General features: G+C 41.9%; 11 protein-coding genes, 8 tRNA genes and 1 pseudogene. 18 read left to right on the forward strand and 2 right to left on the reverse strand.

What is annotated here, in order from left to right:
• Nucleotides 1-59 precede the first annotated feature (59 nt).
• A complete protein-coding gene (locus tag PGX00_RS04630; protein WP_272133322.1) occupies nucleotides 60-1,514 on the reverse strand; it encodes an ATP-binding cassette domain-containing protein in 1,455 nt (484 codons plus the stop codon).
• Nucleotides 1,515-1,676: 162 nt separating this feature from the next.
• Between PGX00_RS04630 and recA the strand changes: the two genes are divergently transcribed.
• Together recA and recX are read left to right on the forward strand one after the other, a co-directional pair.
• The gene (recA, locus tag PGX00_RS04635) at nucleotides 1,677-2,711 is read left to right on the forward strand and encodes a recombinase RecA (protein WP_272133323.1); all 1,035 of its coding nucleotides are present in this window, start codon (nucleotides 1,677-1,679) and stop codon (nucleotides 2,709-2,711) included.
• A gap of 105 nt (nucleotides 2,712-2,816) precedes the next feature.
• Nucleotides 2,817-3,248: pseudogene (gene recX / locus PGX00_RS04640) on the forward strand (recombination regulator RecX); the annotation flags it as partial.
• Nucleotides 3,249-3,284: 36 nt separating this feature from the next.
• Here recX and PGX00_RS04645 read toward each other — a convergent pair.
• The gene (locus PGX00_RS04645) at nucleotides 3,285-3,932 is read right to left on the reverse strand and encodes a cell wall hydrolase (RefSeq protein WP_272133325.1); all 648 of its coding nucleotides are present in this window, start codon (nucleotides 3,930-3,932) and stop codon (nucleotides 3,285-3,287) included.
• A 192-nt stretch (nucleotides 3,933-4,124) separates the two neighbouring features.
• On the opposite strand from PGX00_RS04645, the gene alaS reads away from it, so the two are divergent.
• The 16 genes from alaS to PGX00_RS04725 all read left to right on the forward strand — a co-directional run bounded on the left by alaS (nucleotide 4,125) and on the right by PGX00_RS04725 (nucleotide 14,835).
• A complete protein-coding gene (gene alaS / locus PGX00_RS04650) occupies nucleotides 4,125-6,710 on the forward strand; it encodes an alanine--tRNA ligase (RefSeq protein ID WP_272133326.1) in 2,586 nt (861 codons plus the stop codon).
• 237 nt (nucleotides 6,711-6,947) lie between these two features.
• Nucleotides 6,948-8,132, forward strand: a complete 1,185-nt coding sequence (locus tag PGX00_RS04655; RefSeq protein WP_272133327.1) for an aspartate kinase — start codon at nucleotides 6,948-6,950, stop codon at nucleotides 8,130-8,132.
• 86 nt (nucleotides 8,133-8,218) lie between these two features.
• Nucleotides 8,219-8,416, forward strand: coding sequence for a carbon storage regulator CsrA (gene csrA, locus PGX00_RS04660; protein WP_272133329.1), 198 nt, complete (start codon nucleotides 8,219-8,221; stop codon nucleotides 8,414-8,416).
• Between the two features lie 203 nt (nucleotides 8,417-8,619).
• Nucleotides 8,620-8,712, forward strand: a tRNA-Ser gene (locus PGX00_RS04665).
• A gap of 23 nt (nucleotides 8,713-8,735) precedes the next feature.
• Nucleotides 8,736-8,812: transfer RNA gene (locus PGX00_RS04670), tRNA-Arg, on the forward strand.
• A 13-nt stretch (nucleotides 8,813-8,825) separates the two neighbouring features.
• A tRNA-Ser gene (locus tag PGX00_RS04675) sits at nucleotides 8,826-8,918 on the forward strand.
• Nucleotides 8,919-9,005: 87 nt separating this feature from the next.
• Nucleotides 9,006-9,082, forward strand: a tRNA-Arg gene (locus tag PGX00_RS04680).
• Between the two features lie 87 nt (nucleotides 9,083-9,169).
• Nucleotides 9,170-9,246, forward strand: a tRNA-Arg gene (locus PGX00_RS04685).
• Between the two features lie 87 nt (nucleotides 9,247-9,333).
• Nucleotides 9,334-9,410: transfer RNA gene (locus tag PGX00_RS04690), tRNA-Arg, on the forward strand.
• Between the two features lie 87 nt (nucleotides 9,411-9,497).
• Nucleotides 9,498-9,574, forward strand: a tRNA-Arg gene (locus tag PGX00_RS04695).
• Between the two features lie 87 nt (nucleotides 9,575-9,661).
• Nucleotides 9,662-9,738, forward strand: a tRNA-Arg gene (locus PGX00_RS04700).
• Between the two features lie 392 nt (nucleotides 9,739-10,130).
• Nucleotides 10,131-10,388, forward strand: coding sequence for an oxaloacetate decarboxylase subunit gamma (locus PGX00_RS04705; protein WP_272133330.1), 258 nt, complete (start codon nucleotides 10,131-10,133; stop codon nucleotides 10,386-10,388).
• Between the two features lie 33 nt (nucleotides 10,389-10,421).
• On the forward strand, nucleotides 10,422-12,203 hold the full coding sequence (gene oadA / locus PGX00_RS04710; protein ID WP_272133332.1) for a sodium-extruding oxaloacetate decarboxylase subunit alpha: 1,782 nt from the start codon (nucleotides 10,422-10,424) through the stop codon (nucleotides 12,201-12,203).
• Nucleotides 12,204-12,212: 9 nt separating this feature from the next.
• The gene (locus PGX00_RS04715; RefSeq protein WP_272133335.1) at nucleotides 12,213-13,343 is read left to right on the forward strand and encodes a sodium ion-translocating decarboxylase subunit beta; all 1,131 of its coding nucleotides are present in this window, start codon (nucleotides 12,213-12,215) and stop codon (nucleotides 13,341-13,343) included.
• 104 nt (nucleotides 13,344-13,447) lie between these two features.
• Entirely contained in the window at nucleotides 13,448-14,401 is a 954-nt protein-coding gene (locus tag PGX00_RS04720; RefSeq protein ID WP_272133337.1) for an NADP-dependent oxidoreductase, read from the forward strand.
• Nucleotides 14,395-14,835 (forward strand): YqaA family protein, encoded by a 441-nt coding sequence (locus PGX00_RS04725; protein ID WP_272133339.1) that lies wholly within the window; start codon nucleotides 14,395-14,397, stop codon nucleotides 14,833-14,835. Before PGX00_RS04720 ends, PGX00_RS04725 begins: the two co-directional genes overlap by 7 nt.
• Nucleotide 14,836 lies beyond the last annotated feature (1 nt).

The raw sequence follows: 14,836 nt of genomic DNA on the forward strand, positions 1-14,836 counted from the left end.
GAAAAAGAGTAGACTTAACTAAAATTAAAACCGCCGTAACAATGGTTACGGCGGTTTTTTTAATTCTGCGTAATGACTACCTTGTATCCACCGTCTAGTTCGTCTGGAACAAAGTCGACGAAGTTATGGATGTTGTCTAATGCGTCTTGTTGATAATGTGTGACATACAAAAGTTGACTCAGGTTTTCTTTTGCTATCATCTCCAATGTATTCATGACTAATCTACGTCCCAAATTATCTAAACCCTGATAGGGTTCGTCTAAAATTAAGATTGCGGGTTGTTTTACCAAAGCTCTAGCAACCAAAAGTAGTCTTTGCTGACCATATTCTAATTGCTTAAATGGTGTTTTGATAAACTTTCCCATATGCAGTATTTCTAACCATTCTTTAGCGATGTCTATCTCTTTTTTTGATGGCTGGCTATAAAGGCCTATCGAGTCATAAAATCCGGATAAGACAACGTCTAACGCTGTGCAACTTACACGATATTGCAGGTGAAGTGCGGATGAAACCATTCCCATATTCTGTTTTAAATCCCAGATAGTTTCACCAGAACCTCGTTTTTTACCAAAAATATGAATTTTATTACTATAGCATTGAGGGTGGTCACCAAAAATTAGACCCAATAATGTGCTCTTGCCACATCCATTTGGACCTCTTATCTGCCAGTGTTCTCCATTATTTATGCGCCAATTTACGTGAGAAAAAATAATAGAGTCACTATACGCAACCCGACCATCTTCAAGTTCAAACAGCGGATTTTCAAAATGAGTCGTGTGTTGGTGCTTATGTATCAGAGCCAAAACTTCATCGCTCTGTTTTTTAGATTGAGCCGTTATTTGAGCAATGATAGGGTGTGTATCCCAGCGTGATTTACTCATGGTTTCGGTAAGTTTACCTTTCGAAAATAAGGCGATGTTGTCTACCCATGAAGGCATTTCATCTTCACGTGACACAACAATTATTAATTGAGTTGTTGTGCGAAGTGTTTCTAAGTACAGGGTAAGCTGACTTCTATGTTGTGCATCTAAACCGGCATAAGGCTCATCGAGTAACAAAAGGCTAGGTTTTGAAGCGAGAACACGAGCGAGCATTAGTCTCCGGGTTTCTCCAGTAGATAAAACTCGAAAGCCGCTGTCCTTTAAATGAGTCAAATCTAGGTCATCAATTAGGTTAAGGGTTTGTTCTTCGTCTTGGCATTGCTGGTAGATAAGAGTATAAACCGAGGTGCCCGTATCTATTTTATCTATAAAATCGGTATCGTCATTGGCAAGCTCTGATTCAAGTAAACGCTGTTGCTCAGCAAGAGATACTTGGGCAATCTTGCCGGACAGCCCTTCGATCTTTCCACTATCAACTTTGCACTCTTGGCAGAGTAAGTCGCCAAGTATTGAACCTATATCACCTTCAGTACTGAATATTCCCCAAGATTGATTTAACGAAATATGCCAATCTTCGATTTCCAAATAGGAGCTAGTAGTTTGAAGTGTAATGTGGTCAAAGGTAATATCCATATTGTTCGATTTTCCTAATATTTTATTGAGCCTCTTTATTAAAACATGAGTTTCAGCAGAATTAGTAAAAAATTTACATACAGCTATAGACACTGTATGAATCTACAGTATAATTAATTTCAATTAAGCAACACGCAAATAAAAAATAGTGCGGAGAAAGTAATGGACGAGAATAAGCAAAAGGCGCTTGCAGCGGCTTTAGGTCAAATTGAAAAGCAATTCGGTAAAGGCTCGATTATGCGTCTTGGTGACAACCGCACTATGGATGTCGAAACTATTTCAACAGGTTCTCTAGCGTTAGATATCGCTCTAGGTGCTGGTGGTCTTCCTATGGGCCGCATTGTTGAGGTTTATGGACCAGAGAGTTCAGGTAAAACCACACTGACTTTAGAGCTAATTGCTGCTGCTCAACGTGTAGGGAAGACATGTGCATTCGTTGATGCAGAACATGCTCTGGACCCAATTTATGCTAAAAAGCTAGGCGTTAACATTGATGAACTGCTTGTTTCTCAACCGGATACCGGTGAGCAAGCACTTGAAATATGTGATGCATTAGCTCGCTCAGGTGCCGTTGATGTTCTTGTTGTCGACTCCGTTGCTGCTTTGACGCCTAAAGCTGAAATTGAAGGCGAGATGGGTGATAGCCATATGGGCTTGCAAGCTCGTATGCTTTCTCAAGCCATGCGTAAGCTGACAGGTAACCTTAAGCAATCTAACTGCATGTGTATTTTTATTAACCAAATTCGTATGAAAATTGGTGTCATGTTTGGCTCACCTGAAACGACAACGGGTGGTAATGCACTTAAATTCTATGCTTCTGTCCGCTTAGATATTCGTCGTACTGGCGCGATTAAAGATGGCGACGAAGTTGTTGGTAATGAAACACGTATCAAGGTTGTTAAAAATAAGATTGCCGCTCCATTCAAACAAGCAGAAACACAGATTCTTTACGGTAAAGGCTTTAATCGTGAAGGCGAGCTGATTGACCTAGGTGTTAAAAACAAGCTTGTTGAAAAAGCTGGTGCTTGGTACAGCTACAAGGGTGATAAAATTGGCCAAGGTAAGGCAAATGCAGCTAAGTACATGCGCGAAAATCCTGAAACAGCATTAGAGATTGATACTAAGCTTCGCGAACTTCTTTTGGCTCCAGTAACTGAAGAAGCAGAAGAAAAAGAAATCCCTCAAGAAGAGTTGTAAATTCAACGAACATGATCATCATTACAAAAGCCTCGCCAATGCGGGGTTTTTTTATAAGTGAGATTAGCAAGTCAACGTTATGTATAAAAAAAACCACTTAGCTACTCAGCCAAAGAAAGTGCGATTTATCTCTTAAGCAGGAGAGATCATGGCGAATTTGAGTTAACGAGAAAATTATTACTTAAAGGTTATGAACAAGAAGATGTCGAACAGGCGGTTCTCTATTGTGTTGAAAATAATTATCTGGATGATCTTCGGTATGCTAAAAGCCAAGTAAGGCAGCATATTACTAAGAAACACGGGAAAATTAGGATTAGACAAGAGCTCGCAAAAAATAGAGTTGCGGAAGAGATAATTGAGTCTGCTCTCGAGATAGAAAAAGTAGATTGGTTCGAATTAGCGAAACAAGCTTACGAAAAAAAATACAAAGGAAAGATAGCTGAAGATAGAAAAGAACAAGCAAAACAGATGAGGTTTCTACAATATCGAGGTTTCGATTTTGAACAAATAAACTATGCATTAACCCATGATGAATAGCCATTGCTTTGATTAATCGTTAACGTCATTATTTGCTTAGTCCGTGCCTTTGGCTCCTCCACGCAGTTGTTTTACTGTATCTGGAACTGGATTTTCCCATTTGTTGACTTTTGTCGCTTTTGCATCTGAATTAGCAGGCGCTTTTGTTGTTTGACACATCAACGAATAAAACGTGTGATCATCTATAGTGGCAGAAATTGGAGAGTCACCGAAATGGATTAACTCTTCTGAGACCAATCCTTTTTGAGCTCTTTCTGCTACGATTTTAGCGTTTTGAAAATAGAGTGCTCCGTTAGTTGGATCCGGTAAATGACCACTTTGGGCTAGCTCTAAAATAGTTTCTACTTGGATGAGCTGACGAGGTGTCATTTCAGGTAGATGTTGCCATTTTCCTACTTTAGTTACCGGTTCAAATTGATTTTTTGCGTTAACAATGGCTTCAATAGAATCAGAAAATCGACCACTTATCTTACGATTAAGAATGACAAAAACCACGGCGCTAACGCCAATTAAACCTTGGTTAGATGCCTCTGCATACGCTGTCCTTGCTATTGCGTCTACATCTATAGCTGTCAACTGGATACTCGCAATTTCTTTTTTATAGGTATTGTTAACAGTATCGCAATCAATTGACGCAGGTGAATTTGCTGATGCGCAAAGAGCCAGCATTGAAAACCAGTTCATAATAGTATGCCCATAAATATTCGAGTTTTTAAATTCATGCCTATATTAATCATAAACTTGTTGAGTTTGGTACTATTCTTTTCTTGAAGAAAACTAGGCGAAACCTTAACCTTGATTTACAATACTCGCCAAATATCTGCCAGTGGGCGATAGTTGCCCTAAATTCATACAGAAAGTTTCAGGAAGAGTCGCATGTTTATGAGCACCGACGAGATACGCCGTGCGTTTCTAGAGTTCTTTGAAAGCAAAGGACACCAGATTGTAGAAAGTTCATCATTGGTACCAGCAAATGATCCAACGTTGCTGTTTAACAATGCAGGGATGAATCAATTTAAAGATTGTTTTTTGGGTATCGATAAACGAGCCTATACGCGAGCGACCAGCGCACAACGATGTGTTCGTGCTGGGGGGAAACATAATGACCTCGAAAACGTTGGTTTTACCGCTCGTCACCATACCTTTTTTGAGATGCTTGGAAATTTCAGTTTCGGTGATTATTTTAAAAACGATGCCATTGGCTACGCGTGGGAATTCTTAACCGTAGTACTTAAGCTTCCTCAAGATAAATTACTTGTCACTGTTTATGAAACGGATGATGAAGCATTCGAAATTTGGAATAAAGATGTAGGCATTCCAGCTGATCGTATTGTTAGAATTGGCGATAAAGAAGGTGGTAAACCTTACGAATCTGATAATTTCTGGCAGATGGGTGATACGGGACCTTGTGGTCCGTGTACAGAAATTTTTTATGATCATGGTGAGCATATCTGGGGCGGTCGTCCAGGCACGCCAGAAGAAGATGGTGATCGTTTTATCGAAATTTGGAACAACGTATTCATGCAGTTTAACCGTCACGCTGACGGTACAATGGAACCTTTGCCAAAACCTTCTGTTGACACAGGTATGGGGATTGAGCGTATTGCTGCCATTATGCAGGGCGTACATTCAAATTATGAAATTGACATATTCCAGACTCTAATTAAAGCTTCAGCGGAAGTAATAGGTCATGAAGACTTGTCTAATCAATCCTTACGTGTAGTTGCCGACCATATTCGTTCTTGTGCATTTCTTATCGTAGATGGTGTTATGCCATCTAACGAAGGACGTGGATACGTACTTCGCCGTATTATTCGTCGTGCGGTTCGCCACGGTAATAAACTTGGCGCAAAAGGCGTGTTTTTCTATAAGCTTGTGGGTGTATTGGCTGATGTGATGGGAACGGCAGGAACCGAACTTAGCAAGCAGCAAGCGTTGGTAGAAAAAGTACTTCGAATCGAAGAGGAAAACTTCAGTCGGACTCTAGAGCGTGGTATGGCGATATTGAACGATGCCTTAAACGCGTTAGAAGGAAAAGAACTCGACGGAGAAACGGTATTCAAACTCTATGATACCTATGGATTTCCAGCGGATTTGACCAATGATGTAGCTCGAGAACGTAATTTTTCAATTGACGAAAAAGGTTTTGAAAAAGCGATGGAAGCGCAACGTAAACGTGCGCGTGAAGCGGGTCAATTTAAAACCGATTACAACGAAGCGATTAAAGTCGATGCGACAACTGAGTTTCTTGGTTATGAAGGTACTAATGCGCAGTCAAACGTGGTTGCGATATTTGTAGGAGGTGTAGAGGTTGACTCTCTTTCTGCCGGTGATAAGGCAATAATAGTTTTAGACCAAACACCATTTTATGCTGAATCTGGCGGTCAATGCGGTGATGCGGGTACTTTAAAAGTCACCTCAGGGCTATTCAGAGTAGAAGATACCCAGAAGTTAGGTAGTGCAATTGCACACCATGGAGAGCTTGTTGAAGGCGTGTTTGCTAAAGACGACACCGTGTCGGCGTTAGTTAATGATGAACGACGTGCTGCAATTTCGCTTAACCATTCAGCCACACACCTATTGCATGCCGCATTACGTCAAGTTTTGGGCGACCATGTAACGCAGAAAGGATCATTAGTTAAGGCGGAAAATCTACGCTTTGATTTTTCGCATCTTGAAGCGGTTAAGCCACAAGAGCTACGTGAAGTCGAGCGCTTGGTTAACAGCCAAGTTCGTGTTAATCATGTGATTGAAACCAATGTTACTGATATTGAATCAGCGAAACAAAAGGGCGCAATGGCCTTGTTTGGTGAGAAATATGATGATGAAGTACGTGTTTTGAGTATGGGCGATTTTTCTACTGAGCTTTGCGGTGGTATTCATGCTAAGAATACGGGTGATATTGGTCTATTCAAGATTCTATCTGAAGGTGGTATCGCGGCTGGTATTCGACGTATTGAGGCCGTAACGGGTGAAGCGGCTCTTGATGCGATTGAGTCTCAACAAGCTCAATATGAAGCGAAGCTTCGAGAGGCGGCTGTTAAGTCAAAATCGCTAGAAAAAGAGATGCAACAGCTAAGTGATAAGTTGGCTGCTGTAGAGAGTTCTAACGTCATGGGGAAGGTGGAAGATATAGCAGGCCATCGAGTTTTAGTTGCTGCATTAGATGGAGCCGACAATAAAAACTTACGAGTGATGGTCGATGATATTAAAAACCAACTTGGTAGCTGTATTGTCTTTCTTGCAAATACCAAAGACGGAAAAATTAGCCTAATAGCAGGTGTGACCAAAGACCTTATCGGAAAAGTAAAAGCCGGAGAACTGGTTAATATGGTAGCGCAGCAAATCGGTGGTAAAGGTGGGGGGCGACCCGATATGGCTCAAGCTGGAGGTACAGATCTAGCGGCATTACCTGAAGCGCTTGGTACCGTACACGGATGGCTAGAAGAACGCCTGAAATAATTAGAAAAATCAATTAAGAAAAACCAACTAATTATGATTAGTTGGTTTTTTTGTTTTTAAGCCGATTTTTCTGATTGACCGCAATGAAATAGAACGAATTCTGGTAAAGAATGCACACGATTTAGACATTTGAGATTAACGTTTATGTTCGAATAGATCTCATATGATTAGCTGTTTAGTAAGACTGGACAAGAAAAACAGCATGTAAGATTAGATTTATGGGAAGGGTAATAGCCGGTGAATAAACCGTTATATGTATTAAAGTTTGGTGGCACTTCGGTTGGAACAGTTGAAAGAATTCAATCGGTTGCTAAACGAATTATTGCCGAAAAAGAGTCAGGCGCGAATGTCATCGCTGTTGTTTCAGCCATGTCTGGTGAGACGAATAGGTTGATGAATTTGGCTCAAGAAATTGATGACGTACCAAATGCAAGAGAGCTTGACGTTCTGTTATCTGCTGGTGAGCAGGTGTCGATGTCTTTACTTTCGATTGCCATCAATAAGCTTGGTTTTGATAGCGTATCGCTAACCGGTAGTCAGGCTCAGATACTGACCGATGGCCGTCACAATGATGCAGCGATTAAACATATAAACCCTGAACCGATAAAACAACTTTTAAAAGAAGAAAAAATTGTCATCGTTGCTGGGTTCCAAGGCCGTTGTGAGCAGGGTGACATAACAACACTAGGGCGTGGAGGCTCAGATACCACTGCTGTGGCGTTGGCTGGTGCTCTCCAAGCTGATGAATGTCAAATATTTACTGATGTCGATGGCGTGTTCACCTGTGATCCTAGAGTAATAAAAGGGGCCCGAAAATTAGATAGAATCGATTTTCCAAATATGGAAGAAATGGCGAGAAAGGGAGCGAAAATTCTTCACTTACCAAGCGTTCAATTTGCATGGGCTCAAAACGTGCCGTTAAGAGTACGATCTTCTTTTTCTGATGATCAAGGTACCTTAGTGAAAGGAGAGCACTGTGAATATGGTGTCTGTGGAATCGCGCTACAACGATCACTCATACTTGTTCAAGTCGCTGACAGCGACCTTAATGCGGTTAAAAAACAGTGTCAGTTACTTGGGATTTCTGTCTGGAACGTGATCCAGGAAACAGATCAGAGCGGTGTAGTCATCCATCAAGAGGGTTATGCCAAGTTAAGTCTGGTTTTTGTCGAAAAAATCCGTAATAGTGAAGCGGTGAGTGCATTAACTATTGTCGGTAGCAAAGCGAAAGGGATGTTGCAGCAGTCTTGTGAACTATTCGCACAACATGATATCGAAATTCTGAGCCGTGTGGCAGAGAGAAACTACTTAATGTTTGTTCTTAGGCCTGAGTTATTAGAGAAAACAGCTAATCTTATTCACGAAAAACAGATAAATTTAAAGGAAGAGCTTGAAGAACAACGAAAAGTCGCTATTTCTTGACTAGTATAGTTTACGAAAAGAACCTTTTTGTTGGATAATAAGCCTTATTGCAGAGAAAGTTTAGAGATTACTCAAGGAGTAGAAAAATGCTGATTTTGACTCGCCGAGTTGGCGAAACCTTAATGATAGGTGATGAAGTAACAGTAACGGTACTTGGTGTTAAAGGTAACCAAGTTCGAATTGGTGTTAATGCTCCAAAAGAAGTATCCGTGCATCGTGAAGAAATTTATATGCGCATTCAAGCGGAAAAAGGCACAGGTACTCCTACGACAGGAAATTACTAAGTGTATAAATCACTAAAAAAGCTAGCAACTTGCTAGCTTTTTTAGTGATGAAATAATGAAAAAGTTGGAATAAATATCAGTTAAAACTGTGTTTTTCTAGCTGGTTGGTTGATTAGTGTTCTATCACACATTTTTTTACCCGATTTACCTAAGAAAGTATTTGACATATTTTTGGTAAATCGTAATATGTGCGTCCTCAAGATGGTGAGGTGGCCGAGAGGCTGAAGGCGCTCCCCTGCTAAGGGAGTATACGGCTTAATACCGTATCGAGGGTTCGAATCCCTCCCTCACCGCCATTCTTGAGTATTAGTAGAAATACGCGCTCGTAGCTCAGCTGGATAGAGTACCTGGCTACGAACCAGGCGGTCGAAGGTTCGAATCCTTCCGAGCGCGCCATTTCTGAATATGTGGTGAGGTGGCCGAGAGGCTGAAGGCGCTCCCCTGCTAAGGGAGTATACGGCTTAATACCGTATCGAGGGTTCGAATCCCTCCCTCACCGCCATTACTAACTTAGTTGGTAATACGATGGTCTCAAATGACCATTTTTTTGTTTCTCAGAAACAGAAGTGTGATATATTTCACAACCTGCGCGCTTGTAGCTCAGCTGGATAGAGTACCTGGCTACGAACCAGGCGGTCGAAGGTTCGAATCCTTCCAAGCGCGCCATACATTAAAGGAAATGTGGTTTCTAAGTGTTCACCTAATTGGGTTCCCAATGGAGAATATTAGCACCGTGTTTTAGCACCAAATTGCGCGCTCGTAGCTCAGCTGGATAGAGTACCTGGCTACGAACCAGGCGGTCGAAGGTTCGAATCCTTCCGAGCGCGCCATACATTAAAGGAAACGTGGTTTTTAAGCGTTCATCAAGATGGATTTTCAATGATGAATATTAGCACCGTGTTTTAACACCAAATTGCGCGCTCGTAGCTCAGCTGGATAGAGTACCTGGCTACGAACCAGGCGGTCGAAGGTTCGAATCCTTCCGAGCGCGCCATACATCAAAAGAAACGTGGTTTTCAAGTGTTCATCCAGTTGGTTTTCCAATGATGAATATAAGTACCGTGTTTTAACACCAAATTGCGCGCTCGTAGCTCAGCTGGATAGAGTACCTGGCTACGAACCAGGCGGTCGAAGGTTCGAATCCTTCCGAGCGCGCCATACATCAAAAGAAACGTGGTTTTCAAGTGTTCATCCAGTTGGTTTTCCAATGATGAATATAAGTACCGTGTTTTAGCACCAAATTGCGCGCTCGTAGCTCAGCTGGATAGAGTACCTGGCTACGAACCAGGCGGTCGAAGGTTCGAATCCTTCCGAGCGCGCCATATTTCATATATATCCTTTCAAGCTTACTTCTTACTATATTTCATACAAATCAAAAACCTAGCGTTAACATTCTCTTATCATATGCTACACCGAATTTTTACATCCTTCTGTTTTGTAAAAAGAAATTTTAGTTTTAATACCTATCTCTCAGTATTTCTGGTTCTATTCGCTTAATTTATTATAAGCGCTCCGCTAAATTACTTACAAAGAGGCTAATTTTTAGCAATTCGTAAAGTTTTAATGGTTTAAACCATAGAAAACTCTGTTAGCTTATTTGAACACGATTCGAAATTGACAATTAGTCACCAATCGAGATAATCCTTAGTCGCAAGTTTGTGAATGGATCTCAAACTTGGCATTAATTGTCGTTAAGACAGCGAAAGGAAGCATAATGACAGATATTGGAAGTTTATTGGAACAAGCCGCGACACTCATGTTAACTGGGATGGCTGTTGTGTTCGTGTTTCTTACCATTCTTGTATACCTAGTTCGGTTGATGTCTTCTCTTGTACCGGAAGAGTTACCACAACCGATAGCTGCCCCTATCCAAAATTCTAAAGTTCAACAATCATCATCTACTGTTAGTCCGCAAGTTGTAGCAGCAGTTTCTGCTGCGGTACATCAGTACCGAACTTCTAACACTAAATAGTAGTTTTAATAAGATTAAAAGGAGTTACTGAGCATGTCTAAACCACTTGCTATTACTGATGTTGTGCTACGCGATGCCCATCAATCGTTGTTTGCTACGCGGATGCGTATCGAAGATATGTTACCTATTGCCGAAGAACTCGATAATATCGGTTACTGGTCGCTAGAAACATGGGGCGGTGCGACTTTTGATTCATGCATCCGTTTCTTAGGTGAAGATCCGTGGGAACGTCTGCGTGAACTTAAAAAGGCGATGCCTAAAACACCTATGCAAATGTTATTACGTGGACAGAACTTGCTAGGTTATCGTCACTACGGTGATGATGTTGTTGAAAAATTTGTTGAACGTGCGCATAAAAATGGTATGGATGTATTCCGTATTTTTGATGCGATGAATGATGTTCGTAACTTCCAAAAAGCAGTGAAATCCGTGGTTGATGTTGGTGCCCACGCTCAGGGTACACTTTCTTACACCACTAGCCCTGTACATAATTCAGATACATGGGTTGATCTGGCTAAACGTCTTGAAGATTTAGGTTGTCACTCTATCTGTATTAAAGATATGTCTGGGTTACTTAAACCTTATGAAGCTGAAGAGTTAATCACTCGCATCAAGGCATCGTGTGACGTCCCGTTGGCCCTTCACTGTCATGCAACTACAGGCTTGTCTACAGCAACGGCTGTAAAGGCGGTTGAAGCTGGCCTTGATATCCTCGATACCTCTATCTCTTCAATGAGTCAAACCTATGGTCATACTCCGACTGAAACAGTTGTTGCTATGCTCCAAGATACAGAGCGCGATACTGGCCTTAAATTAGAACAAATAGAACCTATTGCTGCTTACTTCCGTGAAGTTCGTAAGAAATACGCGAAGTGGGAAGGTGCAATGAAGGGTGTGGACTCCCGTATTCTTATTGCTCAAGTACCTGGTGGTATGTTAACCAATATGGAAGGCCAGCTTAAAGAGCAAGGTGCAGCAGACCGTATTGATGAAGTTTTGGAAGAGATACCTCGTGTTCGTAAAGATCTCGGTTATATTCCATTAGTTACACCGACATCTCAAATTGTGGGTTCTCAAGCAGTAATTAATGTATTAACCGGCGAACGTTACAAGAGTATAACGAAAGAAACAGCGGGAATACTTAAAGGTGAATATGGTACTGCTCCTGCTGAATTGAATAAAGAACTTCAAGCTCGAGTATTAGATGGAGCAGAGCCAATTACTTGTCGCCCTGCGGATCTAATAGAAGATGAGTTGGAAGCATTAACAACTGAACTATTAGAAAAAGCGAAAGCTGAAGGCATTTCTCTTGCAGAAGATACTGTAGATGATGTGTTAACTTATGCACTTTTCCCTCAAGTTGGACTTAAGTTCCTTAAAAATCGTCATAATCCAGATGCGTTTGAACCAGCTCCGGGCAAAGAAAAACCTGCTCCTGTTGCTCCAGTCGTAGCTCCAGTTGCTAGCGGTGTTGAATCATATAGCGTTAAGGTTGATGGACAGGTATATGATGTTGAAGTTGGCCCACAAGGTCAATTAACTTCAGTTACCCCTACTGCAGCTCCAACACCTGCCGCAGCACCTGCACCTTCAGCTAGTAATGCTGAAGTTGTTACTGCCCCATTAGCGGGCACTATTTTTAAAGTAATGGTAGCGCCAGGTGCACAGGTTGCTGAAGGTGAAGTCCTTCTTATTTTAGAAGCAATGAAAATGGAAACGGAAGTTCGCGCAGCAAAATCTGGAACTGTTGCAGAAATCAACGTTAAAGATGGCGATGCCGTAGCAGTTGGTTCTCCACTGCTAAGCTTGGCGTAAGGGAGAGTCATGGAAGGTTTAATGCGTCTTTGGAATGATACAGGGGTAGCCAATTTTGAATTTGGCCAGATCTGTATGATCGCAGTCGGATGCCTGTTACTATTTTTGGCTATTCGTAAGGGCTTTGAGCCCTTACTACTATTGCCAATTGGTTTCGGTGCAGTACTAGCAAATATACCTAATGCTGGTTTTACTGAACCTGGCGGTATGCTGTATTACGTATATCACGTAGGTATTGAAACGGGTGTGTTCCCACTACTCATTTTTATGGGTGTAGGGGCTATGACCGATTTTGGTGCCTTGATAGCTAACCCTAAAACATTATGGTTAGGTGCTGCGGCTCAATTCGGGATCTTTGTGACGCTGTTTGGGGCTATTCTGTTAAATTACATACCTGGTATGGAGTTTACTCTAGCAGACGCGTCATCAATCGCTATCATAGGTGGTGCAGATGGACCGACAGCCATATTCTTATCCAGTCGATTATCACCGGATTTGTTAGGGGCTATCGCGGTTGCAGCATATAGCTATATGGCTTTAGTGCCAATCATCCAACCGCCAATAATGAAAGCTCTTACTACGCCGGAAGAGCGCAAGATCAAAATGGCTCAGTTACGTCACGTTGGTAAGATCGAGAAAATACTTTTCCCTCTTGCTGTACTCTTGATGACCATACTGTTCTTGCCATCAGCTACACCTTTGGTAGGTATGTTCTGTCTAGGTAACCTGATGCGTGAAGCTGGAGTCGTTGAACGTTTATCTAAAACGGCCCAAAATGAGCTCATCAATATAGTGACCATTTTCTTAGGCCTTGGTGTCGGTTCGAAGTTGCAAGCTGACAAGTTCTTAAATCTTGAAACTCTAGGTATTTTGGCACTGGGTGCCGTTGCATTTAGTATTGGTACGGCTGCTGGTGTTCTCATGGCGAAGCTTCTGAATAAGCTGTCAAAAGAAGACATCAATCCACTTATTGGTGCTGCAGGTGTTTCTGCTGTTCCTATGGCAGCTCGTGTTGTGAATAAGGTTGGTCTTGAGGCTAACCCGCACAATTTCCTTCTAATGCATGCTATGGGTCCTAATGTAGCGGGTGTTCTTGGTTCTGCAGTAGCTGCGGGTATCTTGCTAGCGCTTGTTGGATAGTTCTGGTCATAATCTCTACAATTGGGTTAACCAAATAGAACAAAATGGTTTATAGTCAAAGGGATGCTAACGCATCCCTTTTTTGTTTGTTTTAGGGAGCCTACATGAGTGAGAACATCAAAATAGTAATACCTGAATTCGGAAAGCCGGAAGTGTTGGATTTTGTGAGTGAGAAAATACCTGAACCCCAAAAGGGTGAAGTGTTGGTAAAGGTTTATTTTGCCGGTTTAAACCCGATAGACGTAAAAACTAGAGCCGGACTAGGATGGGCAGCCGCTCAAAATAAAAATAATTTACCTTGGACTCCTGGTTACGATATTTCAGGTAAAATAGTATCAACCGGTGAAGACGCACAGCGTTTTGTTGAGGGAGATACGGTAGCTGGCCTTATAGGCTTTCCATTAACCGCTGGTGGATACAGTCAATATATTTGTGTGGCAGAGGACGACCTGAGCTTAGTACCTGATGCTGTAACACTAGAAGCTGCAGCCGCCCTGCCTGTCGCAGCACAAACAGCCGCACAAGCCTTAAGTAAAGCCGAAGTCAAAGCGGGCGACAGAGTTTTAATCCTTGCTGGAGCTGGAGGCGTTGGACATATTGCCGTTCAAATAGCCATTGCAGCGCAAGCGGAAGTATATACCACGTGTAGTGAAGCAAATTTAGATTACCTTGCGAATCTTGGTGCCCATGCTATTAATTACCAGTTTGCAGCAGTGTCTGAGCGACTTTCGGATGTAGATGTTCTCATCGATCTTATTGGTGGGGATGTGGCACTTGATGCCCTTAAATGTCTAAAAGACGAGGCGCGAGTAATTACCATTCCTACAATCACAAGAGATCTTATTTGTGAAAAGGCAGAGATGCTTGGTTTCAATGCATCAGGCATCCTTGTAGAACCTAGCCCAGAACAATTGGAAGCTATGCTGTACATGGTCGGTGTTGGCTTGTTGAAAGTAGATGTTCAACCTGCCATCTCTTATAAGGACGTGATAGAAGCGCACCGTAGATTGGAAACTGGACACACAAGAGGCAAACTCGTACTGGATATGCGGTGTTAGAACAGATTTATCTCTACTTTAACGAGTCAGCACTTTGGGTGTTAGGTATATCAGGCTTCTTAAGTGCTACGTTATTGCCAGGTGCATCTGAAGCTACATTGATCGCTACCTTAAATACACAGCAACATACGGCATTTTCTGTCATATTAGTCGCGACTGCGGGGAATACGTTAGGTGGGCTTACCAATTACTGGATAGGTTTGTGGATACCCAATCGAACTCAAAAAGAAAAACATGGTCATAAAGCGATAGCATGGCTTAAACAGTATGGCTATTTTGCCCTTTTATTTAGCTGGCTACCCGTTATCGGTGATCCTCTTTGTCTTGCAGCGGGTTGGTTAAGGATGAAGTTTCTGCCAACTGTTGTTTTGATAGCCCTCGGAAAGGCATTGAGGTATAGCGCTTTAGCAGCGTTGTTTTATGGATTTATTTAAG

Origin of the sequence: Vibrio algarum (assembly GCF_028204155.1) — a bacterium.
Taxonomy (GTDB): Bacteria; Pseudomonadota; Gammaproteobacteria; order Enterobacterales; family Vibrionaceae; genus Vibrio; species Vibrio algarum.

Bases quoted from the DNA above. Each gene is read 5' to 3' on its own strand.
- PGX00_RS04720 (WP_272133337.1), top strand. From the start codon at position 13,448: ATGAGTGAGAACATCAAAATAGTAATACCTGAATTCGGAAAGCCGGAA.
- csrA (WP_272133329.1), top strand. From the start codon at position 8,219: ATGCTGATTTTGACTCGCCGAGTTGGCGAAACCTTAATGATAGGTGAT.
- PGX00_RS04705 (WP_272133330.1), top strand. From the start codon at position 10,131: ATGACAGATATTGGAAGTTTATTGGAACAAGCCGCGACACTCATGTTA.
- PGX00_RS04630 (WP_272133322.1), bottom strand. From the start codon at position 1,514: ATGGATATTACCTTTGACCACATTACACTTCAAACTACTAGCTCCTAT.
- alaS (WP_272133326.1), top strand. From the start codon at position 4,125: ATGTTTATGAGCACCGACGAGATACGCCGTGCGTTTCTAGAGTTCTTT.
- PGX00_RS04645 (WP_272133325.1), bottom strand. From the start codon at position 3,932: ATGAACTGGTTTTCAATGCTGGCTCTTTGCGCATCAGCAAATTCACCT.
- recA (WP_272133323.1), top strand. From the start codon at position 1,677: ATGGACGAGAATAAGCAAAAGGCGCTTGCAGCGGCTTTAGGTCAAATT.
- oadA (WP_272133332.1), top strand. From the start codon at position 10,422: ATGTCTAAACCACTTGCTATTACTGATGTTGTGCTACGCGATGCCCAT.
- PGX00_RS04715 (WP_272133335.1), top strand. From the start codon at position 12,213: ATGGAAGGTTTAATGCGTCTTTGGAATGATACAGGGGTAGCCAATTTT.